This is a genomic window from Muriicola marianensis, assembly GCF_014638095.1.
Taxonomy (GTDB): domain Bacteria; phylum Bacteroidota; class Bacteroidia; order Flavobacteriales; family Flavobacteriaceae; genus Muriicola; species Muriicola marianensis.
Map to the genome: position 1 here is coordinate 2,208,632 of NZ_BMFH01000001.1, position 22,358 is coordinate 2,230,989.

Annotated in this window: 22 protein-coding genes; 3 read left to right on the plus strand and 19 right to left on the minus strand. The window is 49.2% G+C overall.

The features are described 5' to 3' along the window. The 13 genes from IEV19_RS09995 to IEV19_RS10055 all read right to left on the minus strand — a co-directional run bounded on the left by IEV19_RS09995 (position 1) and on the right by IEV19_RS10055 (position 14,413). A complete protein-coding gene (locus IEV19_RS09995; RefSeq protein WP_188370507.1) occupies positions 1 to 1,083 on the minus strand; it encodes a M20 family metallo-hydrolase in 1,083 nt (360 codons plus the stop codon). Beyond that, positions 1,080 to 1,859, minus strand: a complete 780-nt coding sequence (gene argB, locus IEV19_RS10000; protein WP_188370508.1) for an acetylglutamate kinase — start codon at positions 1,857 to 1,859, stop codon at positions 1,080 to 1,082. The genes IEV19_RS09995 and argB overlap by 4 nt, the downstream gene beginning before the upstream one ends. Then, positions 1,856 to 2,797, minus strand: coding sequence for an N-acetylornithine carbamoyltransferase (locus IEV19_RS10005; protein ID WP_188370509.1), 942 nt, complete (start codon positions 2,795 to 2,797; stop codon positions 1,856 to 1,858). Before IEV19_RS10005 ends, argB begins: the two co-directional genes overlap by 4 nt. Next, the gene (locus tag IEV19_RS10010; RefSeq protein WP_188370510.1) at positions 2,794 to 3,921 is read right to left on the minus strand and encodes an aspartate aminotransferase family protein; all 1,128 of its coding nucleotides are present in this window, start codon (positions 3,919 to 3,921) and stop codon (positions 2,794 to 2,796) included. Before IEV19_RS10010 ends, IEV19_RS10005 begins: the two co-directional genes overlap by 4 nt. A gap of 1 nt (position 3,922) precedes the next feature. Beyond that, entirely contained in the window at positions 3,923 to 4,717 is a 795-nt protein-coding gene (gene proC / locus IEV19_RS10015; protein WP_188370511.1) for a pyrroline-5-carboxylate reductase, read from the minus strand. A gap of 11 nt (positions 4,718 to 4,728) precedes the next feature. Then, positions 4,729 to 5,703 carry an N-acetyl-gamma-glutamyl-phosphate reductase gene (gene argC, locus IEV19_RS10020; protein WP_188370512.1) on the minus strand — a complete coding sequence of 325 codons (975 nt, stop codon included), beginning with the start codon at positions 5,701 to 5,703 and terminating at the stop codon, positions 4,729 to 4,731. Then, positions 5,696 to 6,907, minus strand: a complete 1,212-nt coding sequence (locus IEV19_RS10025) for an argininosuccinate synthase (RefSeq protein ID WP_188370513.1) — start codon at positions 6,905 to 6,907, stop codon at positions 5,696 to 5,698. The genes argC and IEV19_RS10025 overlap by 8 nt, the downstream gene beginning before the upstream one ends. A gap of 1 nt (position 6,908) precedes the next feature. Next, positions 6,909 to 7,523 carry a GNAT family N-acetyltransferase gene (locus IEV19_RS10030; protein ID WP_188370514.1) on the minus strand — a complete coding sequence of 205 codons (615 nt, stop codon included), beginning with the start codon at positions 7,521 to 7,523 and terminating at the stop codon, positions 6,909 to 6,911. Positions 7,524 to 7,736: 213 nt separating this feature from the next. Continuing rightward, a complete protein-coding gene (locus IEV19_RS10035; protein ID WP_188370515.1) occupies positions 7,737 to 9,101 on the minus strand; it encodes an MptA/MptB family glycosyltransferase in 1,365 nt (454 codons plus the stop codon). Between the two features lie 132 nt (positions 9,102 to 9,233). After that, positions 9,234 to 10,718, minus strand: a complete 1,485-nt coding sequence (locus IEV19_RS10040) for a cellulose synthase family protein (protein WP_188370516.1) — start codon at positions 10,716 to 10,718, stop codon at positions 9,234 to 9,236. 1 nt (position 10,719) lies between these two features. Beyond that, positions 10,720 to 11,409, minus strand: a complete 690-nt coding sequence (locus tag IEV19_RS10045) for a glycosyltransferase family 2 protein (protein WP_188370517.1) — start codon at positions 11,407 to 11,409, stop codon at positions 10,720 to 10,722. Positions 11,410 to 11,467: 58 nt separating this feature from the next. Beyond that, positions 11,468 to 13,048 carry a 4Fe-4S binding protein gene (locus IEV19_RS10050; RefSeq protein ID WP_188370518.1) on the minus strand — a complete coding sequence of 527 codons (1,581 nt, stop codon included), beginning with the start codon at positions 13,046 to 13,048 and terminating at the stop codon, positions 11,468 to 11,470. A 6-nt stretch (positions 13,049 to 13,054) separates the two neighbouring features. Continuing rightward, positions 13,055 to 14,413 carry an NAD(P)/FAD-dependent oxidoreductase gene (locus IEV19_RS10055; RefSeq protein WP_188370519.1) on the minus strand — a complete coding sequence of 453 codons (1,359 nt, stop codon included), beginning with the start codon at positions 14,411 to 14,413 and terminating at the stop codon, positions 13,055 to 13,057. Between the two features lie 104 nt (positions 14,414 to 14,517). On the opposite strand from IEV19_RS10055, the gene IEV19_RS10060 reads away from it, so the two are divergent. After that, positions 14,518 to 15,537 carry a glycoside hydrolase family 113 gene (locus tag IEV19_RS10060; protein ID WP_188370520.1) on the plus strand — a complete coding sequence of 340 codons (1,020 nt, stop codon included), beginning with the start codon at positions 14,518 to 14,520 and terminating at the stop codon, positions 15,535 to 15,537. Between the two features lie 3 nt (positions 15,538 to 15,540). Here the strand turns inward: IEV19_RS10060 and IEV19_RS10065 are convergent, their stop codons facing one another. From IEV19_RS10065 to IEV19_RS10090, 6 genes are read right to left on the minus strand one after another with little or no spacing between them, the layout of a single operon-like run. Beyond that, a complete protein-coding gene (locus IEV19_RS10065; protein ID WP_188370521.1) occupies positions 15,541 to 16,254 on the minus strand; it encodes a TIGR04283 family arsenosugar biosynthesis glycosyltransferase in 714 nt (237 codons plus the stop codon). Continuing rightward, positions 16,241 to 16,969: a DUF547 domain-containing protein gene (locus IEV19_RS10070; protein WP_188370522.1), complete on the minus strand. Its 729-nt coding sequence runs from the start codon at positions 16,967 to 16,969 to the stop codon at positions 16,241 to 16,243. The genes IEV19_RS10065 and IEV19_RS10070 overlap by 14 nt, the downstream gene beginning before the upstream one ends. Positions 16,970 to 16,979: 10 nt before the next feature. Then, positions 16,980 to 17,945 carry an arsenosugar biosynthesis arsenite methyltransferase ArsM gene (arsM, locus tag IEV19_RS10075; RefSeq protein ID WP_188370523.1) on the minus strand — a complete coding sequence of 322 codons (966 nt, stop codon included), beginning with the start codon at positions 17,943 to 17,945 and terminating at the stop codon, positions 16,980 to 16,982. Next, positions 17,942 to 18,757 (minus strand): purine-nucleoside phosphorylase, encoded by an 816-nt coding sequence (locus tag IEV19_RS10080; RefSeq protein WP_188370524.1) that lies wholly within the window; start codon positions 18,755 to 18,757, stop codon positions 17,942 to 17,944. Before IEV19_RS10080 ends, arsM begins: the two co-directional genes overlap by 4 nt. Continuing rightward, positions 18,754 to 19,374 carry a TIGR04282 family arsenosugar biosynthesis glycosyltransferase gene (locus IEV19_RS10085; protein ID WP_188370525.1) on the minus strand — a complete coding sequence of 207 codons (621 nt, stop codon included), beginning with the start codon at positions 19,372 to 19,374 and terminating at the stop codon, positions 18,754 to 18,756. The genes IEV19_RS10080 and IEV19_RS10085 overlap by 4 nt, the downstream gene beginning before the upstream one ends. After that, entirely contained in the window at positions 19,364 to 19,885 is a 522-nt protein-coding gene (locus tag IEV19_RS10090) for a rhodanese-like domain-containing protein (RefSeq protein ID WP_188370526.1), read from the minus strand. Before IEV19_RS10090 ends, IEV19_RS10085 begins: the two co-directional genes overlap by 11 nt. Before the next feature lie 82 nt (positions 19,886 to 19,967). Between IEV19_RS10090 and IEV19_RS10095 the strand changes: the two genes are divergently transcribed. Then, positions 19,968 to 21,533 (plus strand): glycoside hydrolase family 32 protein, encoded by a 1,566-nt coding sequence (locus IEV19_RS10095; RefSeq protein WP_229732536.1) that lies wholly within the window; start codon positions 19,968 to 19,970, stop codon positions 21,531 to 21,533. An 89-nt stretch (positions 21,534 to 21,622) separates the two neighbouring features. After that, the gene (locus IEV19_RS10100) at positions 21,623 to 22,327 is read left to right on the plus strand and encodes a hypothetical protein (RefSeq protein ID WP_188370527.1); all 705 of its coding nucleotides are present in this window, start codon (positions 21,623 to 21,625) and stop codon (positions 22,325 to 22,327) included. Positions 22,328 to 22,358: the final 31 nt, after the last annotated feature.

Genomic DNA, 22,358 nt, shown 5'->3' on the forward strand with positions numbered 1-22,358 from the left:
TTATGCGGATTTTGTGAGTAAAAATCCATTCAGAATATCAATATACAATGCGATCCCTTCTTCTATCTCGGAGATCCAAATAAATTCGTCAGCGCTGTGAGACCGTTTACTGTCTCCCGGACCTAATTTAAGGGAGGGACAACTGAGGGCTGCCTGATCTGAAAGGGTAGGAGAGCCATAGGTTTCTCTTCCCAGTGCTATCCCGCTTTGAACCAGCGGGTGTTCCCTGGGAATGGATGAAGAATTCAGATGAAGAGATCTTGGTTGTACATTACAGGGAGCGTTTTCCTGCAGGATATCGGCTACCTCCCGATTGGTGTACCTGTCGTTCACCCGTACATCGATGACGAGGTTCACTCCAGCGGGAACCACATTGTGCTGGCTCCCTCCGTTGATCTGGGTGACGGTCAGTTTTACCTCCCCCAGTACTTCGGACACTTTGGCAAAACGAAATTCCCTGAACCATTTCAGCACGTCTATACAATTGTATATAGAATTGTCAGCATTGGGATGGGCAGCATGCGAAGGAGTACCTTTTACTTCGGCATCGAAGACCACAAGCCCTTTTTCGGCTATGGCCAGTTGCATGAGAGTGGGTTCACCCACTATGGCCACATCGATCTTGGGAAGTATTTTAAGCATGGAATTCAAGCCATTGGGCCCTGAACTTTCTTCTTCGGCTGATGCTACTATGATGAGATTGTGAGACAGGCCTTCCCTCTCATAGAAATGCGTGAACGCAGCAATCAGGGAGACCAGAGCCCCTCCGGCATCATTGCTCCCCAATCCAAATAATTTTCCATCTTCAACAGTCGGCAGGAAAGGATCCCTGGTATAAGCCGTATTGGGCCTTACCGTATCGTGGTGGGAATTCAGCAGAAGAGTGGGCTTGCTTTTGTCGAAGTACTTGTTGAGGGCGTACACGTTGTTCACTGTACGTTGATGGGGAATACCCCTGTTCATGAACCATCTTTCGAGCAGCTCGGCCGTATCGTTTTCTTCCGAGGAGAAGGAAGGCGTGGCGATCAGATCTTTTAGTAGCCCAATAGCGTCTGTGGTCAGAGAAGGGATGTTTTGCTTCATAACGTCAAAGTTGTAAATGGCGATGGTTTTGTCTGTAGCATGTTGATATTGCCTACGCAGACCTTGTGGACCGAATGGTCGAGGGCGTGAAAACAATTCTCAAGTTTAGGGAGCATCCCTTCTCCTATGGTTTGCTCCTTGATCAGGCTGTAATAGGTCTGTTTGTTGATATGCGGGATCACTGAGTGATCGTTGCTGACATCTGAAAGGACGCCCGATTTTTCAAAACAATAATACAGGGTGGTGCTGTAATCCCTGCTCAGGGCGATGGCCAGCTCGGAAGCAATAGTATCTGCATTGGTATTGAGCATCTGCCCTTTCTCATCGTGGGTAAGGGCACAGAATACAGGAACGAGACCCGAACTGAGGAAGGTGCGCAGGGCATTAGTATGGACAGAAACGATGTCCCCTACAAAACCAAAATCAATTGGTGCTGATGGTCTTTTTACCGCCTGTATGATCCCGGCATCGGCCCCACTGAGTCCAATGGCATTGCAATCCTGAGCCTGCAGCTGACTCACGATGCTCTTGTTAATGAGCCCTGCATAGACCATGACCGCCACCTCCAGACTATCCTTATCTGTGATGCGCCTGCCGTTCACCATGGTGGTCTTTATCCCGAGTTTTTCACCGAGTCGGGTTGCCTTTTTGCCCCCGCCATGGACGAGGATCTTGGGTCCCTCTACAGTAGCGAAAAGCTTCAGGAAGCGATTGAGCTCGGTCTGGTTTTCGATGACATTACCACCGATCTTAATGACAGATAATGAGGGTTTCATAGAGATTCCAGTATTTTTATCAAGGCTGCCTGTGCGGCATAGGTTCGGTTGTTGGCCTGTTCTATTACAAGAGAATTATTTCCGTCTAGTACGGCGTCCTCTACGATCACGTTTCGTCTCACGGGCAAACAATGCATAAAATAGGCCTTCCCTAATTTTTCAGGAGTGATCATCCAGTGCGGGTCATTGTTCAGGACCGCCCCGTATGGATTGCTGGCACTCCAGTTCTTTACATAGACAAAATCGGCGTCCTTAAGCGCCTCATTCTGATCGTGGTAAACCGGGCTGTCTCCTATAATTTCCGGATTGAGTTCATACCCCCTGGGGTGAGTCACGCAAAAATCGAATTGGGGATTATTCCTCATTATACTCGTGAAGGAGTTGGCGACAGCCTGTGGCAACGCCCTCGGGTGAGGAGCCCAGGAAAGCACGACTTTGGGTCTTTTGGTCTGTTGATGCTCCGTTATGGTGATCAGGTCGGCCAGAGCCTGGAGCGGATGCCCTGTGGCACTCTCCATGTTCAGGACAGGGATGCCGGCGTATTTTTTAAAACCATTGAGCACCTGTTCTGCCTCGTCTTTTTCCTTATCCTCCAGGGAGGCAAATGCCCTTACTCCCAGGACATCACAATACTGAGAAATGACCTGAGCCGCTTCTTTGATATGCTCCGCTTTTCCCTGATCCATAATGGTCCCATCTTCGAATTCCAGTGCCCAGCCTTCACTGCCAATATTCATGATCATGCAATGCATTCCAAGGTGGTAGGCGGCTTTTTGAGTGCTGAGACGGGTGCGCAGGCTGTTGTTGAAAAAAAGAAGGCCCAGTACCTTGCCCTTCCCCAATTTCTCGTATTTAAAAGGTTCTTTCTTGCATTCTGCTGCCAGAGACAGCCAGGACGCTGAAGAGTCAATGTCATTTACATGGAGGAAATGTTTCATGCCAGCTCCTTTTTTAATGCTGTAAAAAATTGATCTATTTGTTCCCTGCTCACATTTAGAGCAGGCAGGATCCTCAAAACGTGTTTGTCCTTGGCACTGCCTGTAAAGATATGCTGGTTTACAATCAGTCTTTTCCTCAGCGGGGCGACCTCAAAATCAAATTCGAGCCCCAGCATCAGCCCCTTTCCTTTCACTCGCTTTACCTCCGGGATTCCTGAGGCGCATGATGTGAAATATTCTCCCATTTCAGAGGCGTTCCGAATGAGTTGTTCTTCTTCCAGTACTTCGAGTACAGCAAGACTGGCCGCACAAGCCAGATGGTTGCCGCCGAAGGTGGTGCCCAGCATGCCGTGGGAGGCTTTGAATTTGGGGTGGATCAGGATACCACCCACAGGGAAGCCATTGCCCATCCCTTTGGCTATCGAGATGATATCCGGATCTACGCCATGGTGCTGGAATGCAAAGAATTTACCGCTGCGCCCAAATCCTGATTGTACTTCGTCTGCGATCAGGACGACATTGTGCTCATGGCACAGTTTTGAAAGTTCCCGATAAAAAGGAGTCGAAGGTTCATCGAGTCCGCCCACACCCTGAATGGCCTCCAGGATCACTGCACAGACATCCCCTTTTTGAAGTTCTTTCTCAAGGGATGAAAGGTCATTAAAATTTAGGAAGGTAACCTGTTGCTGTTTGTTTATAGGCGCGTTGATCCCCGGGTTGTCTGTGGTAGCAACCGCCGCTGAGGTACGCCCGTGAAAACTGTTGTGAAAGGCGATCACTCTGCTTTTCCCGGTGTGAAAGGATGCGAGTTTCAGCGCATTTTCATTCGCTTCGGCACCTGAATTACAGAGGAATAACCGGTAATCGTCGCATCCAGATAGGGCCCCCAAGGCATCCATCAGTTGCTGCTGTAAGGGATTTTGAACCGCATTGCTGTAAAAGCCAATTTTATCCAGTTGTTCCTTGACCCTGTTTACATACCGGGGGTGCCCGTGTCCTATGGAGATCACAGCGTGCCCCCCGTACAGGTCGAGGTACTCCACCCCATGGTCATCTACCAGGGTAAGGCCTTTGGCAGACACCGGGGTTATATCGTAGAGGGGGTATACATCAAAGAGTTCCATACTATCCTTTTCTTATCTGACTGATCTTCTCGAAGGACGCCACGATCCCCCTGATGAGGGAAGAACTCAGTCCTTGGTGTTCCATTTCGTTCAGGCCTTCGATGGTGCAGCCCATAGGTGTGGTTACCCGATCTATTTCTTCTTCCGGATGGTTCCCCGATTCGATCAGCAGGGCTGCAGCCCCGTTGCAGGTGTGCATAGCGAGTTCCTGTGCCTCCCTGGCATCGAATCCCAATTGTATGGCCCCCTGGGTGGTAGCCCTGATCAATCTCATCCAGAACGCGATACCACTGGCGCAGATGACCGTGGCCGCCTGCATCTGGGATTCGGGTATCTCCATGGAATGTCCCATACGGTTAAATATGGCCTTGGCGAGATCTATCCGTTTTGCCCCCGCGGTATTGCTGCACAAACAGGTCATGGATTTGCCAACGGAAATGGCCGTGTTGGGCATGCTCCTGATGATGTAGGCATCCTTTCCTATGACCGACTCAATTTTCTGAATGCTGAATCCGGTAATCGTAGAAATGACCACGTGTTTTTCTGTAAGCAGGTCTTTCACCTCGTGCAGGATGGCTTCAAAATGCCCGGGTTGCACGGCAAAGATGAGAATGTCCGATTCCCGGACGGCCTTGCTGTTATCCGAAGTTACAGTAACGTTCCCATACTTCTCGAATTCCTTGATGGAGTCAATATGTCTTTTGGTGAGGTGCATGGTGGTGGCCCCATTGCTGTGGAGGATTCCCTTCGCAATGGAAAGCCCCAGGTTGCCTGCTCCTATGATTGCTATTTTCATTTGTTTCTCGGTTAGTATACGATGGATTTAAGTCCCAGTCCGGCATCTTCTTCGAAACCGAACATGAGGTTCATATTTTGTACGGCCTGTCCGCTTGCCCCTTTGAGCAGATTGTCAATGGCCGAACTGACCAGGAGCATGCCTTCGTGAACTGTCAGGTGTAAATGACAATGATTCGTATTGACGACGGGTTTCAGGGAAATAGGTTCGCGGGAGAGGTGAGTAAAGGGAGCCTGGGCATAAAAATCACGGTAGAGTTCATGCGCCTCTTCCTGGGTTCCTTTGAACCTCGTATAAGCCGTGGCCCAGATCCCTCTTGTAAAATCACCCCTGTTGGGCACGAACCAGAGTTTGAAATCCCCTGTTTGCCTGAAGGAGAGACTCTCATGAATCTCATCCAGGTGCTGGTGGGTAAAGGCCTTGTAGTGAGACATGTTGTTCTCCCTCCAGCTGAAGTGCGTTGTAGGTGATAAGCTCGCCCCGGCCCCGGTAGAGCCAGTGGTGGCATTTACATGAACCTCCTTACCTAATAACCTGGCGGCAGCCAGGGGGAGCAGGGCCAGTTGGATGGCCGTTGCAAAACACCCCGGGTTGGCAATGTTTGTGGTATTCATGATCTGCTCCTTGTAAAGTTCAGGCAGGCCATAAACAAAATTCCTGCCCTGGAAACTGCTGTCCTCTTTCAGGCGAAAATCCCGACTCAGATCCACGATCCTGGTTTCCTTGCTAAAGGAGTGTTCCTGAAGGAATTTCTTGGAATTCCCGTGACCCAGGCAGAGGAAAACCACGTCTGTGTCCGGGTCTATCTTGTCTGTAAAATTGAGGGAGGTTACCCCGATAAGATCGGGATGTGCCGAGGAGACCTTTGCTCCTGCACGGGTAGTACTGTAGACGAAGTCGATCTCCACCTGAGGGTGGTTGAGCAAAATTCTGATGAGTTCTCCCCCTGTATACCCGGAGCCTCCTATGATACCTGCTTTAATCATGGACTTTGTTTATCTGGTTAGCGATCTTTCCAGGATTTGAAAGGATCTTGATAAAACCCTTGGCATCCTCAGCGGTCCAGGCCCGATTCATCTCCCCATAGCTGCCAAACTTGGCAGACATCAGGTCGTGTTGAGACCGGATCCCGTTCAGCGTAAACCGATAGGGATGAAGGGTTATGAATACCTCCCCGCTGACATTTCTTTGGGTATCAGCCAGGAAAGCCTCAATATTCCTCATTACCTCATCCAGATAATTGCCTTCGTGCAACAGCATCCCGTAGAAATTACCGAGCTGTTCTTTCTGAAATTGTTGCCATTTGCTCAAGGTATGCTTCTCCAGCAAATGGTGGGCTTTCAGGATGATCAATGGTGCTGCCGCTTCGAAACCTACCCTTCCTTTGATGCCGATAATAGTATCCCCTACGTGGATATCCCTCCCAATGGCATAGGCAGATGCAACTTCCTCCAGTTTTCGGATGTTGTTCACCGGATCGTCTTCCTTCCCATCAAGGGCGGTCAGTTCTCCCTTGGTAAATGTTAAGATGATATCTAAGGAATTCTCTTTTTCCAATGGGCTTGGAAACGCTTCATCAGGAAGCCCTTTTTCAGAGGTAAGGGTCTCGGCCCCGCCCACGGAAGTCCCCCACAGGCCTTTGTTGACGGAATACTGTGCTTTTTCCCATGAATATTGCACGCCCTTGTTCTTTAGGTATGCGATCTCTTCCTCCCTGGAAAGCTGCTGGTCCCTGATAGGTGTGATGATCTCAATTTCGGGGGCTTCTATCTGGAAGATCATATCGAACCTCACCTGGTCATTGCCGGCTCCTGTACTGCCGTGGGCAATGGCTGTTGCACCCACTTCTCTTGCATAGTGGACGATCTCAAGGGCCTGAACGATTCGTTCAGCACTTACGCTCAGGGGATAAGTGTTGTTTCTCAGTACATTTCCGAAGATCAGATACCTGACCACCTTCTCGTAAAAGGTTTGTACGGCGTCTATCGATCTGTAAGAATGTACACCCAATTCAAGAGCCCTTTTCTCAATCTCTCTGATCTCTTCCTTCGAGAAACCTCCGGTATTGACGCTTACGGCATGAACCTCGTAGCCCAGGTCCTGAGAAAGGTGCACAGCACAATACGAGGTGTCCAGGCCTCCGGAATAGGCGAGTACCAGTTTTTTCTTTTTGTTGTTGTCGGTTTTCATATCAGGCTTTCTTCTTTTTGAGCAGGAGCTGTTCTTTGATACTTTTCAATCGCTGAAAAGCCGTGCTGTTCATTTTCCTTTTATCCAGTGCAGAGCTGGCCGGATCGTATAACATGCCGGTGCAAAGGCACATTTTTCGCTCGGTACGGGTGAGGATATCAAAATTCTTGCAGGTCTGGCACCCTTTCCAGAATTCCGGATCGTCGGTGAGTTCGGAGAAGGTGACGGGTTTATACCCCAGCTCGTAATTCATTTTCATCACGGCCAGTCCGGTAGTGATCCCGAAGATCTTGGCGTCCGGGAATTTCTTCCTGGAAAGGTCAAATATGGCTTTCTTGATCTTCTTGGCCAGACCCTGGTTCCGATAGTCGGGATGGACGATCAGGCCGGAATTAGCCACAAATTTCTGGTGCCCCCAGACTTCGATATAGCAGAATCCGGCAAAGCGATCCCCGTCAAGAGCGATCACGGCATTGCCGTTGACCAGCCTCTTGATAATGTACTCCGGTGTTCTTTTGGCGATACCAGTGCCCCTTACCTTGGCTGATTCTGAAATGGTCTCGCTGATGACCGATGCATATTTAATGTGGGATTCGTTAGCAATTACAATATCCATTGCTGTTAAAATTTGTCGAAATAATATTGGCTTGAGGATCGATGCGGAAATGGACTCACCTATTTCCAGGACAGAATAACACCCTTACGGGCGACGGCGAGAAGGCACAAAAGTTTTCCAGGCTGGGACAGCGTGGAAAGGATAGATTATGTGGTCTGTCGTTTTCATCAGGACCAAATGTACAAATTATATTGAATCAGCCTTAAACATCGCCTAATTTTTGGGAATTATCGAATTAAAAGTTCGAAGTTTAAACAATTCGTAGATGAGAAAGCCGTATACCGACAAATATTCAACGATGAGGAAACCCATCGATTCCTCCACCACAGGATCAGTACGGTAGGCTGAATAGCTGAGGACTAGGGCTGCAGACCAGACAAGAGGGAACCTGAAATCTGTAAAAAGGCATAAAACTACCAGGGAAATGATATACCAGGGATGTACGGTTGGGGTGAGCAGGAAATAGACTGTCAGGGCAAGGAGCATGGACAAAATGAGTCCACCCGAAGTCTTATTCCTTTTCATAAACGAGAGTATGCTGACCCACAGAATCACCAGGAAAGGAAATATCCTGCCGTAGATCTTTATCATCTCCCATGATTTTATATCGATTCTGTTACCCAGATCCTTCAGAACGTTATATATACTGGCATTGAATTCGAAATTTGAGAACCACAGAGATAGGGTGGCAGTGTAATTTTCTGAGAATTGCGGATGGAGAAAAGGTAAAGCCGTGATTGCGACCCCCACGAGCACAATCGCGTTAAATAATCCTCCTCTTACGATCCCAAATGTTTTGAAGAAGAGTGGCAGAAACATCAGGGGGATGAGCTTGACAGAAATTGACAGTGACAGTACCAAGGCCGCAGGGATCCACCTCCCGGAGTGGATCAGGTAGACCGCGTAGAGCAGGAAGAAAAGCATCAATCCCTCGAAGTGTACATTGCCTACCAGTTCAATGATCACTAGCGGATTGAGAAAATACCAGAAGATCAGATGAGGGGATCTATTGAGGAGTTTTAGCAACTTCCTGCCGAAATAAAAGATCCCAAGGTCTGCAAGCAGGAGCACAGTTCGCATGACCAGGAGTGAACTCATGACCTTGCCACCTCCCAGCCAGACGCTGACCCCGTATAGCAATTGGCTCAGAGGAGGGTAATTGCTGAAATGGGAGGCGCTCAGGGGCCCCATTCCATTCAGGAGGTAATCACTTAATGGGACAAGGGAAATCGGTTCTTCCAACAATCCGGCGGGAGTGAAGAGGTATGGGTTTTGTCCGGCAACCACCAGGTGTCCGTCCCAAAGGAATCTGTAAAAGTCCTGGGAGAGATTAGGGATAGAAAAGAAAAGGACCAGTCGGAAGATCAGCCCGAGGGCCAACAGTAACCTGAAATTCCATTTCTCAAACTGTATCAGTTTGTAGCATAGGAAGAACAGCAGTCCATACAGGATAAAGAGCTTAGTGAACTCCGAACGTTCCAGGTGATAGCCAAATGCATAATAGAGCAATCCGCAAAGAAGGGAGAGCAGGAGGGAGACCTTGTGGAGTTTCCAGTACCTCAGCAGGGCATTCGACATCCTTTTAAGGGGTAGAGGGTTTCTGCAAATAACAGAAAAAAAGAGGAATCCCTGAAAAAACAAAGAGCCTCCGAATCATCCGGAGGCTCTTCATCATTTATTAATGGAAGGCTAATTGTATCGTGTGATATTCTATGCTTTTGCCGTTAGGGAATTAAAGAATACAAACCCAAATCCGAGGAACAACATAAAATGGAATGGAAACAGACCAAAATCATTAAGAGGGATGGCGCTGTACATTCCAAACAGGAAGTAAACCATCAGCGCAAACTCCAGGATCATGTTTGGCGACAGTTTGCGGGCCAGGTATTTGTTGCCCTTCCAGCTATCCGTCAGGCTGTTGATATTGAACTTAGGAGTCCTTACAAATTCACTCCTTTTACCCATATGGCCTTCGAGCACTGCCACCGTGTTGTGAAGGGAGAAGCCTAGGGCCACTGAGAAAAAGGTAAAGAACAACTTGATATAGTCGATGAAATTATCAAAACTGCTACCCTGAATACTCTTATACGTAAACCAGTAGCAAATAAACAGGATGATGGTCGACACTATGAAAAAGCTGGTCACTTCGAATACCCATCCCAGGTGTCCGTATGTATTCTTGATGTACAGCATAGGGATACTCAGGATAGCTACCAGGAACACAAAGAGGAACATGGAGCTGTTGAGCAGGTGCATCACCCCGTGGAATTTGGTCTTAAAAGGTATGTTCTTGGCCGTGATGACGTTCATGACGGTCTTCCTGAAGTTCTCCGCACCCCCTTTGTTCCAGCGGAATTGCTGTGATCTTGCGGCACTGATCACCACGGGAAGTTCTGCAGGGGTCTCCACATCTTCCAAGTATTTGAATTTCCAGTTCTTAAGCTGCGCCCTGTAGCTGAGGTCGAGATCTTCGGTAAGGGTATCCCCTTCCCAGTTCCCGGCGTCCAGAATACATTCTTTCCTCCAGATACCTGCGGTACCATTAAAGTTGATAAAGTGTCCTTTGGCATTCCGACCAACCTGTTCTAGGGTAAAGTGGGCATCCAGGGCAAAGGCCTGAATACGGGTCAGAATGGAGTAATCACGGTTGATATGGCCCCAACGCGTCTGTACCACGCCTATCTCTTCATCCTTGAAGTAGATAACCGTTTTCTTCAGCCAATCAGGATCCGGCAGGAAGTCGGCATCAAAGATGGCGATAAAATCTCCCTTCGCGATCTTCAGGCCCTCTTTCAGGGCTCCGGCCTTGAAACCTTGTCGGTTCTCCCTGCGGATGTGCTTGATGTCGAGTCCGCTCTCCTGCAGTTCGGCAACGCGTTTGGCCGTCTGTTGTACAGAATTGTCTGTAGAATCATCCAATACCTGAATTTCAAGCTTACTCTTGGGATAAGCGATCTTTGAAATATTGTCAAGGAGGCGTTCTACTACATATTCCTCATTGTAGATCGGCAACTGTATGGTCACCGATGGGATCTCTTTGGGATCCATGAGGTTGAATTTCGGTGCCTCGTTCTGTGTTCTCTTGAACCCGAGGTAGTTCAGCAACAGGTTTAGTTGTGCCAGGCTGTAGAAAAAGATCAGTACCAGCGCCAGGCTGTAAATCCCGATAATGATGTAAGAAATTGTTAAACCCATTTTACTTTATGCTGTATTTAAATATCCAACCCAGGATTTTTATGCCGGCAAATATAGTACCTTTTATGGTACCAGACACTTTTGAAATGCCAATTCTTTTTTTGTAACGCACTGGTACTTCGGTATATGCTATTTTTTTCTTCAACACCTTCAACTGCATTTCCACCGTCCAGCCGTAAGTCTTGTCCTCCATATTCAGGTCCATCAATGTCTCATATCTGATCGCCCTGAAAGGTCCAAGATCCGTGAATTTAGATCCGTATATCATCCTCATTAAGAACGTGGCCAAACCGTTGCCAAACCTTTGCTGTGGGGTCATAGCGCCCTTTTCGCGCAAAGCACTGGTCCTGGCTCCGACAACAAAATCCACTTCTCCGTCCAGGATCGGTTTTATCACCTTGTGGAGGTCCTCCGGATAGTCCGAATAATCTCCGTCCATAAATACGACAATCGAGGGGGTTTTGGATTTGCCGGACACATAATTAATTCCTTTGAGGCAGGCATACCCATATCCCATATTTTCCTCTAAGAGCACAGTAGCCCCGGCTTTCCCGGCAACAGCAGCCGTATCGTCTGTAGAATTATTGTTTACCACAATGATCTCCTCCACCAGAGAAGGGACCTCTGCGATCACCCGACCTATGGATTTTCCTTCGTTATATGCGGGGATGATGACGACGATCTCTTTCATGGACAGGATATGACAGAAGTACTGGGATGTTCGGGATGGCAAAAATAGGATAACGCTTTCATTTCCTGTTCACCAGTTCCATCAAATTCACATCATTGCCCAAGAGGACCTCTGTGGGATTGATTCTCCCTTTCTCCGGTCCGTTCTCCAGTTTCAGGACTCCCCTGGGGCAGACTGCGGCGCAGATACCGCATCCCACACAGCTGGCTCGGATGATATTCTCCCCTTTTTGGGCATAGGCACGCACATCGATCCCCTGCTCACAATAAGTAGAGCAATTGCCACAGGAGATGCACTGCCCGCCATTGGTGGTGATCCGGAACCTCGATTTAAAGCGCTGAACAATGCCCAGATAAGCTGCCAGGGGACAGCCAAACCGGCACCATACACGGTTCCCGAAGATGGGATAGAATCCCGTGCCCACGACCCCGGCGAAGATAGCCCCAATAAAGAGGCTGTAAGCGTTTTGCACCCCCGAGGTCTTGATGCCGAGTACGGTCCCGGTCTCCGAAAAGAAGCTGTAAAGCGTTATCAGGGTCATGCCCACGGCAAAGACCAGTACCCCGTGAACCAGCCACCGTTCTATCCTCCAGGATAGCAGTGTCTTACTGGAGTGCTGTCTGTAGGGATCACCCAGGGTCTCCGCGAGTCCGCCACATCCACAAACCCAGGAGCAGTACCAGCGTTTCCCAAAAAAGTAGACCATTACGGGTACGATCACCAAAGTAAGGGCGATGCCCCAGACCAGGATAAAGATCCCGATGCCCCCGCTGTTGATCAGGGAGCGCAGGTTCCACTGGAAGAAGAAGTCGTAATCAAGAGGGAAAGCATTTTTAAAATCGTAGTAGGGCATTTGCAACCGCACCATGATCTCTGGGATCAGGAAGGCAAAGACGATCTGGAAAAAGAGCACGGAGGTGGTCCGGATCATCTGGTAACGGTTATGCCGGTATTTGATGTACATCCGAACGCCCATCACCACCATAACGGTACAATACATAAAGCCGTAGACAAACCAGTGGCCGGCCTGGTTACCGCTCAATCTCTCGCTGATGGGGTCCATGAGGTAGGTCCAGTTAACGGCGTATTGAGGTCTGAAGTAAAGGATGAGGTAGAAGGCGATCAGGTAGAAGAAGACCCCCCAGGCGATCCATCCCCTGTTGGTGGCATTCTGGTGGTAAATCCCATTGTTCTTGATTCCTTTTGCACCCAGCAGAATTACATTGGGCAGGATGAACATCAATGCTCCGAGGATCCCAAGGCCAAAGGTGGCCCACCACATTAGCCCTTTCTTTTCCGCAATAAAACCTATTCCTGCCTGCTTTCCGATCTCCGCGGCCATATCCGTGGCTTTGGTGTAGATCACCTTGTCGTATTCCCTGTTTTTGCGATGGGTGGCGTTTGCTTCCTCCAGGTTTTTTTCGATCACCGGGGAGAGTTCCATCATCCCCTCAAAGGTCCTGTCTGCTACATCCTCTTGCAGGGCCGCAGCGAACAATTCACTTTTAATCCTCTTCTGCTCGACCCATTGATCGATCTCGGACGAAGACATGGAATAGGTTCCCAGGAAGGGGAGGGTTGAAAAGATCGTCAATCCAAGCAGGAAGATGATAAGGCCGATGTGTTTGATGGTTCTCATATGTCCTTAGCTTCCCGTGTAATTCAAAATTCGCCTCCAGCTCTTCTTCTGCGGTCTGATCTGCGTATTGAATGAGGCATTATAGGCAGATACGATCTGATCTTCGTACGTTCTGTAAAATTCCGGATCGAAATTGGCGTCCCTGAGGTGTTCCATCACGTGGTCGATGGACTTGCCTTCTGTCAGCCAGCGATCCACGACTTCGTGTCTCATCCTGATCCCGAAGGTGTTGATCCCCAGAAATTTTCTGTCATCAGTATGAAAGGCGGCGGTGATGCAGATCTTCTCCTGCGGATGGCGCCAGTGGAAATGCCCTTCCTCCTTTGGTCGCGATCCTTCACCCCTTACCCATCCGTAGGTCTGGTATTCGATATCGAAGAATTTAGCCGAATTGAACCAGTGACCGGGGTTGTATTTCCGCCGATTTCCGCACAGGGTGTGGGCAACGGTTTCGCCCATCATCCGCCCGGTGTACCAGACGGCCTCCACTGTCCTCCTTTGCCCAATCGCCTCCTCCTGTTCGGCGCAATCCCCGATGGCATACACATCCGGGATGTTGGTTTCCAGGTACCGATTCACCAGCACCCCTTTGTTAAGTGCTATACCGGAATTTTTTAAAAAATCCACATTCGGGCTTACCCCGGCAGTGAGGCCGACCAGGTTGCAGGGGATGGTGTCACCCTTATCAGTGACCACGGCTCTGGCCCTGCCGTTATCATCTGCGAGGATCTCTACCAGATTCGTGCTCAGGCGGAGGTCGACATGATGTTCCAGGATATGCTCGTTGATCATCTGTGATTCTCCCTCAGGCAAAACATTGTTCCAGAAACTGCTCTCCCTTACCAGGAAGGTCACCGGGATATCCCGGCTCCTCAGCATCTCGGCAAGTTCAATACCGATGAGTCCGCCCCCGACGATCACAGCCCTGGTACAGGTCTCCTTGTCCGGCGCATCTCTCTCGAGCTGCTCGAGTTCCTGTTTGGAATAAAGGCCTTGTACCCCTTTGAGGTCCTGACCCGGCCACCCAAACCTGTTCGGCCTTGAACCTGTGGCGATGATGAGCTTGTCATAGGAAACAGGCTGACCTGCCTTTAACAGAAGTTTCTTCTTTTGGTGGTCCACTTTTTCCACATGATCTTGTACTAGTTCGATCCTGTTCTTTTTCCAGAACCAGGGCTCGTAGGGCTGGGTATGTTCAAACTTCATATGTCCCATATAGACATACATCAATGCTGTACGGGAAAAGAAGAACTCACTTTCTGAAGAAATGACGATGATGTGCTTGTCGGACAATTTTCGGATATGCCTGGCGGCTGTGATCCCCGAAATACCGTTTCCAATGATAGCGATCGTCTCTTTGGGCATGGTCAGGTTTTGATCTTGAGTCGGATTAAAGATAAGAACTTAACAATCCCCGGGGTTAAATGGATTTTAAAAAATTGTAGCTTTGAGAGAAACGTATTCCTCTGATGAGACGGTTTTTTCTTGTTTTTATGGGCGTATTGCAGATGTCCTGCAGCAGCCAGTTCGTGGGCAAGATCAATGGGGTGAGCTTTGTTGCGTCGAGGGACAGGGCTACTGAGGCTCACATTGCACCCGTGAAGAAGATTCATGCGGGGCATGCTGCTGTAATGCCCTTTGGATTTATTCGGGAGGTAAACTCCCCGGAGATCATTTTTGATACGGACCGTCAGTGGTTTGGGGAAACCAGAGTAGGGGCAAAACAATACATTGACCTCCTTCACGGCAATGGGATCAGGGTGATGCTAAAACCACAGATCTGGATCTGGAGGGGCGTCTTTACGGGAGAACTCCGGATGGAGTCTGAGGAAGATTGGGAGCGCCTCGAGGCGAGCTATGAGGATTTTATCCTGACCTATGCCTCACTTGCTGAGGAGACCGGGGTAGAGATTTTTTGCATAGGCACTGAACTGGAAGGGTTTGTCAGTGCGCGCCCCGATTACTGGAAGGCTTTGATCGGAATGATCCGGGAAACTTATTCCGGAAAACTGACCTACGCAGCCAACTGGGATGAATTCGGGCGTACCCCTTTCTGGAATACACTGGATTATATTGGCATCGACGCCTATTTTCCTTTATCGGAAGCCCAGACCCCGTCGGTGGAAGAACTAAAGGAGGGATGGAAGCCATGGAAGGAAAAGATCGCATCTTTTTCAGAAACCGTCGATCGCCCCGTACTCTTTACCGAATTCGGTTACAGAAGCATGGATTACACGGCAAAAAAACCCTGGCTTGTCAGCAGGGGTGAGGAAAAGGTAAACCTGGTTGGGCAGGCCAATGCCAAGAAGGCCCTCTTCGAATCATTTTGGGAGGAAGACTGGTTCGCGGGAGGATTTGTCTGGAAATGGTTCACCAACCACGAACGTTCGGGCGGACCTGATGACAACCGGTTCACTCCGCAGAACAAACCGGCTCAGGAGGTGATCAGTACTTTTTACAGAATCTACCGTCAGGCGAATGCTGAGTAGTACCTATCCTCCCTGCTTGATGTACTTATCGTAGTAAGCATACAGGGCATCAGGTCCTTTCCCGCGGAAATACAACCAATGGATGCATGCAAAATGATACTGTAGCTTGAATCTGCCATTCAATTTGTATTTTCTCGCCGAGGTTCGGAGTTCATAAGGCAACACTTTAAAATTGGCCCTTCTGTAAATTCTGCCTACAAATTCGTTGTCCTCGTATACCCGGTATCTCTCGTCAAAACCCCTGAGGGTGTCAAAGAGTTCACGGGAGATGAAAAGGGACTGGTCGCCCCCCCGGCAGATGGGAAAGTTAAAACGGGAAAACCAGGCAAAAAAGCGAAGAAAAAGACTGGGACTGTCGAACTGCAATCGAAAGCACCCGGCCTGAGTTTTATTTTCCAGGGCATCGAGTATCAACCCGTCATAGTCAGCCGGAGGCACACTGTCTGCGTGCAGAAAATAAAGTATCTTCCCTTGGGCTACTCTGGCCCCGGCATTCAACTGGCGGGCCCTGCCTCTGGGAGCCGATAGAACCCGAACCCCAAATGATTCGGCCACTTCAACGGAATGATCAGAGCTGCCGCCGTCTACGACGATGATCTCGACATCCTCTCCACTGCCTGCCTCTTGCCTCAGATAGGGGATCAGCTTTTGGAGGTTCTCCTCTTCATTGAGAACCGGGATGATCACGCTTATTTCAGGGGAATCACTTTTTCTCATTCAGGCTCCAGTCGTACGGGAGATAATTTATTTTGGCCGTTTCTCGGATCTTAACCTTGGTAAAGGGTTGAAGGTAACTGATCAGACTTCTTTTTTGCATGAAATCACCCCTGTACCACTTAAAGATAGGGGATAGGAATATTTCCTCCTCAGTAAACCGATTCTTGCTTTTGTCATTGATAAAACCCATGGCTGCCTGCTGCAACTGGAGTTCCATCCCTTCTGCCGTGTAGGCTTTGTTCCATAGTTTAGGGCAGGAATAAGAGGCGCAGTTAATGGCGAAATGAATTCGGGGTTCGTTCATCTTCCTCAGGATGCCGAATTCGATCTTACTAAGGGAAATACGGTCTTTTCCTACCCGGATCCGGTTTTTCCCCCAGGGGGAGTCAATATCTTTAATGCTCTTGAGGGGATAATTCTCCAGGATCAGATCGACAGTTGCGGCGTTGTACAAATTGATGTAATAAGCCAGTTTTTCATTTTGGTGTGCTGATGCTTTGGGCTCATTATCCCCCAGATAAGCGAGATATGCTTCGAGATCTTTTTTGCGCTTCATGAATCCCGGGTAATCCACAAATCCTTCCTTCGAAACATTTTCCTGAAGTAACCGGTCCCAGGCCGTATGGTCTGCAGTCTGTATATCTGAAGACGACCCCATTTCAAAAGAGGGGATGAGTAAGGAAGTCAACCAAAAAAGGAAAAGATAGGTTTTCATAGTTCAGGGATTAACAACAGCCTCCCCCGTCATAATGCCAGGTGCTTTCACTGATATGGATCTCATCCGACAGCTGTGCCAGAGCTGCTGCTGTTTTATCGCAAACAGCCAGGGGCTGGTTTTGCAGTAAGACATGTCCTTTCTTGTCATCCAGGTAGGGTTCACCCCCGAAGTAGATGGCGGTTTTACCCGTGAACACGCAGGGACCGTCTTCCGGCATGGGATCCTTGATGGCAGCGATCTCAATAGATTCTATATGGATCAGCTCATCGGTGGGGTAGTGGTTGGGAGAGAGCACCCTGTAGGATTTCCTCGCCCTGATCTCTATGGTCCCGAAACCGGCATCTGTCAACATCTTCACATAGTCCCTGATGGGGATGCTTCCACTGAGGCATTGTGCCCTGAGGCGGTCGTCGTTGCGCAGCGCTTCATTCATGTGTTGTTCACAGACAGGGTCGCTCATCACCAGTCTGCCGTGAGGTTTAAGCACGCGGTACATCTCGCCGATGGCTTTTTTTAAATCCTCTGTCTTAAAGATATTGAACAGGCAATTCTGAGCAGCCACATCTATGCTTTCACTTTCGATGGGCAGGTTGAGGGCGTCGCCCTTGACCAGTTCAACGAAATCGCTTTTGAACCAGGGATTTTCCTTTTCGGCTACCTTAAAATTTTTCCTGCAGGCTTCGAGCATCTCGTCTACCACATCCACGCCGGTGACCCCGCCGACCTGCCTGGAGAAATAGGCAAATTGAAGCAGTTCCATTCCTCCTCCGACCCCCACATAGAGTACCTTGGGTTCATTGACCAGGTCTGAGGCAGAAACGGTGCTTCCGCAACCGTAGTTCATCTCCTGCATGATGGTTGGTATAGACAGGCCCGGGAGCTGCCATACCGGATTCGTGGTACAGCAGAGGCCCACATCGGGGGTCAGGGCTGCTTGTTTATACAGGTCATTGGTCGCTTCCAGATAACTCATAATAGTTGTATTAATTCGGTGAATAATGTAATCATTTTTGGTTCTGTCCTGGCGGCTACTTCCAGGATCTCAGAAACATTGACCGGTTCCAGGTCGTCCGGATCACATTCGTCCGTCAGAACTGAGACCGCTATTACAGGTAGTCGTAAATGATTGGCAATAATTACTTCGGGTACCGTACTCATCCCTACCGCATCAGCTCCGATGATCTTCAGCATGCGGTATTCGGCTTTAGTTTCCAGTTGAGGACCTACAACGGCCGCATACACTCCTTTTTGCAGGGAGATCCCCATTTTTGTGGCGATCTGCTCGATCTTTTTGCGCATATCGGGGTCGTAGGGATCACTCATATCCACGAACCGGTCACCGAATTCCGCCACGTTCTTAAAAGCGAGGGGGGAGCCACCCTGTAAATTGATGTGGTCTTCCACCAGCATGATATCCCCTTTTTTAAAGTTGAGGTTGATGGCCCCTGCCGCATTGGAGATGAACAATTTATTGATGCCCAGTTGCCTCATCACCCTGATGGGGTAGGTGACATCGGTGAATTCGTAGCCTTCATAAAGGTGGAATCTACCCTGCATGACCACCACCTTTTTCCCTTTGAGAGTGCCGTAGACCAGTTTTCCGGAATGGAATTCCACGGTGGCCAGGGGAAAAAAAGGGATGTTGTGGTAATGGGCCACCAGGGGATCCTCTATCTCGTCTACCAGTTTCCCCAAACCTGTGCCCAGCACAATGCCGATCTCCGGTTTGTGAAATCCTTTGGATTGCAGGTACTGGGTGGATTCATCCAGTTGTTTTTGAGTCATTTTTTATCTTTTATAAATGGCAAAAACGCCGGGTTATCAATGATATCATCAAGCACGTCCACGTCATTCTTTGGAGGTAGCATAAAACAATCCTGCCCTTCCAGGTCAGACAGGGTCTGCTCGAGTACTTCAGCGGATCCCCAGTTCTTGTTTGTGAATAAGGCTGGGGTAAATTGCCTCATCCCGAGAAGATAGTAGCCTCCATCAAGGGCCGGACCCAGGACGAAATCATGCTCCTTCAACTTTTCAAATGCCATTTCCAGGTCTTCCGTATTCAGGTCGAACAGGTCGCTGCCAATGATCAGGATACGCTCGTATCCTTCCTTAAACCCTTCCCTGAAGGCATCGGCCATACGTTCTCCGAGATCTGCACCTTTCTGTTGTGCTTTTGTATAGATCTTCTCATCCCACACGTCGTCCGTTCCAATGTGATCTGAGTAAAACACCCTTTTATCAGTCTTCAATGGGGCCGATACGGCAGCAGTATGCCGCAAAAGGAACCTGTAGATCTCAAGGGCGGCCTTATCTCCCACTGAGGCTGCCAGGCGGGTTTTGCACTGTCCCAGGACGGGGTTACGCGTGAAGATGAGCAGGAGGTCCTTTTTTTTATCCTTCATCCTTCTCTTCATCTTCAGGACCGTAGACCTTTTCTCCCTTCTTTAGCAGCATCCCCCAAAATCGGTTGTAAGCATGCACCTTATGAGTGGGTTTTTCATTGCTGTCCAGTATGATGTTTCCTTCCTCCACCCATTTAAATATCCCACCGGAGAGGTTTCTGACGTGAGAATATCCCATCTGCTGAAGCTTCTCTCCTATCTTGCCCGAACGTATACCCACTGAACAATAGACCACATAGGTAGCTTCTTTATCCGGAAAGGAGGAAGTGAATTCCTTTGGGTCAAAATTGTCATAACCTATGTGACTGGCATGCGGGAGATGGCTTACGTCAAATTCCTCTTTTTCCCTTGCATCGAGACGGATGTAGGAGGGGTTTACCCTTACTTCCGTCACAGAAACCAGAGGGACCTCATCCCCCGAAAGTCTATCCATGACCTTCTCCAGGGTTCGCTGTCCCAAGGCCGAGGATGTGGTAAGTAAGATCCCGATGATGAGTCCTGTTTTGAGCATAGGGACAAAGATAGGATTTTGCTCAGGTTCCGAAAACAAACCCAGGGTGGGGAGCAAGCGAATTTTGATGTATTTTAGGAAGATGGAAAGAAAAACTATTTGGATTGCCTTTTGTGCAATGACCATCCTGCTGCTAGGTTACCAGTGTAAGCAGGCTCCGGAGATGGAAAAAATTACGGCGGAAGAGATCGGCTATTACGAGGAGCCCTTTCGCCCTCAGTATCATTTTAGTCCGCCTGAAAAATGGATGAACGATCCCAATGGCCTGGTCTATCACCAGGGGGTTTATCACCTATTCTACCAGTACTATCCTGAAGATATCGTCTGGGGTCCTATGCACTGGGGGCACGCCACTAGTACGGACCTGCTTCACTGGGAGAACAAACCCATCGCCTTGTATCCGGATGAGAACGGCCTGATCTTCTCGGGCAGTGCCGTGATCGACCACGAGAACACCTCCGGCCTGGGAAGCGAAGAAAATCCACCATTGGTAGCCATTTTCACATATCACGATATGGAAAAGGAGAAAGGAGGGGGCAATGACCACCAGATACAGGGAGTGGCTTACAGCCTTGATAATGGGGAAACTTTTACGATGTATGAAGGGAATCCGGTATTGCTCAATTCCGAATTCAGGGATTTCAGGGATCCCAAGGTCTTTTGGGATGAGGATATGAAACACTGGGTAATGGCCCTGGTCGCAGGGGATCACCTCAGGCTGTACCATTCGGATAACCTGCTGGAGTGGACCTATATGAGTCGGTTTGGGGAAGACCAGGGAGCCCACGGAGGGGTGTGGGAATGCCCGGACCTGTTTGAGTTGCAGGTTGAGGGAACGGATGAGAAAAAATGGGTACTCCTGATCAGCATCAATCCTGGAGCTCCCAATGGTGGCAGTGGCACCCAGTACTTTGTCGGGGATTTTGACGGGATCACCTTTACTTCAGAACAGCAGGAAGCGAAGTGGCTCGACTGGGGGACGGATAACTATGCCGGGGTCACATACAACAACACCCCGGGAGACGAGCGCATCTTTATTGGCTGGATGAGCAACTGGGACTATGCCCGGGATACACCCACTGAGGTATGGCGCAGTGCCATGACCTTGCCGAGAAAGCTGAGCCTGGCAATATACGAAGGAGAGTACACCCTCGTCAATTACCCCATTGAGGGAGTAGCAGACCTGCTCGTGGAAGAAAAAAGCCTGAAGCTTCAGGTCCCGGCAGGAGGGGAAGTATCCACCGAGTTGAATAACGGGAGTCAGAGCAGGATCCATTTTACATCCCCCATGGAAGACCTCTCTTTTATTTTAAAAAACGAATCGGGAGAAGTACTGGTCCTGAAACTGGATCCCGGGCAAGGCCTTCTAAACCTGGACCGATCTGCCAGCGGACTGGTAGATTTTAAGGAAACCTTTGGGAGGGTGCAGCAGATGCCCCTGGAGCACCTGGGCGATGGAGAATTGGAGTTCGACATCTTTACGGACGCATCTTCGATTGAGGTTTTTATCAACAAAGGGCAATTTGCCATGACCGCCCAGGTCTTCCCGACCGAGCCGTATTCAGAACTGCTGATCAGCAACCAGGGTTCGGAACCGGTAGAAATTCTGCAGGTAGAGGTACATGCTGTGAACAGGGTCTGGCGATAGGAAGATGGATCCTGAATCAAGTTCCCTTTGCGGTATGCGAAATGATCGGGATTTTGTATCTTGGAGAATAACCATTAAAACCAACCACAATGAAAAAACTAGTTTTAGCATTGGCATTCCTGATGTCGGTGACCCTGGTAGCCCAGGAAGGGTATTTTACAACCTACAACTTTACCGTAGAACCCCAGAACGAAGGTACAGTCCTGAATTTGATCAAAGATTATTTCTCTACCCACAAGATAGAAGGAGTGACCGTTTCCCTTTGGGAGAACCATTTCAGGGACAGTGGAAATAACTTCACCCATGGCATCGTTTTCTCGGGCTCCCTGGAGGCCATGGGAAGGCAGTACTCAAATGACGGAGGATCAGAATGGATGTTGTTCATCACACAAGTCAATCAACATGTAAAGGAGGGCTTTAGTGCGGCCATGGGGACCCGCCAGATGAGCTGGGGAGACATGACAGTTCAATATCCTGTCCAGAATTACTACATCGTCCAGGTAGACAATGCGGATGCTTTCAGGACTGCGTATGAAAAGTACCATTCGTCAGCAGTTCGCAAAGGGTGGATGAACATGTATGGGAGATTTACCACGGGAATCGGACCAGATGGAGGTTCACATTGGGCCATCACAGGCTACAAGGATTTTAAAAGCGCCATGGGGGGATCCAATGCGGTCCTGACAGAGGCAGAAAGATCGGCCAGGGACAAAGCCTGGAATACATTTAGAGAGACCAATGGCGGCGCCAAACTCGTCAGGTCAGGTACGCGTATCCTGCTGGGACAATGGTAAATAAAAAACCCTCTGAAACAGAGGGTTTTTT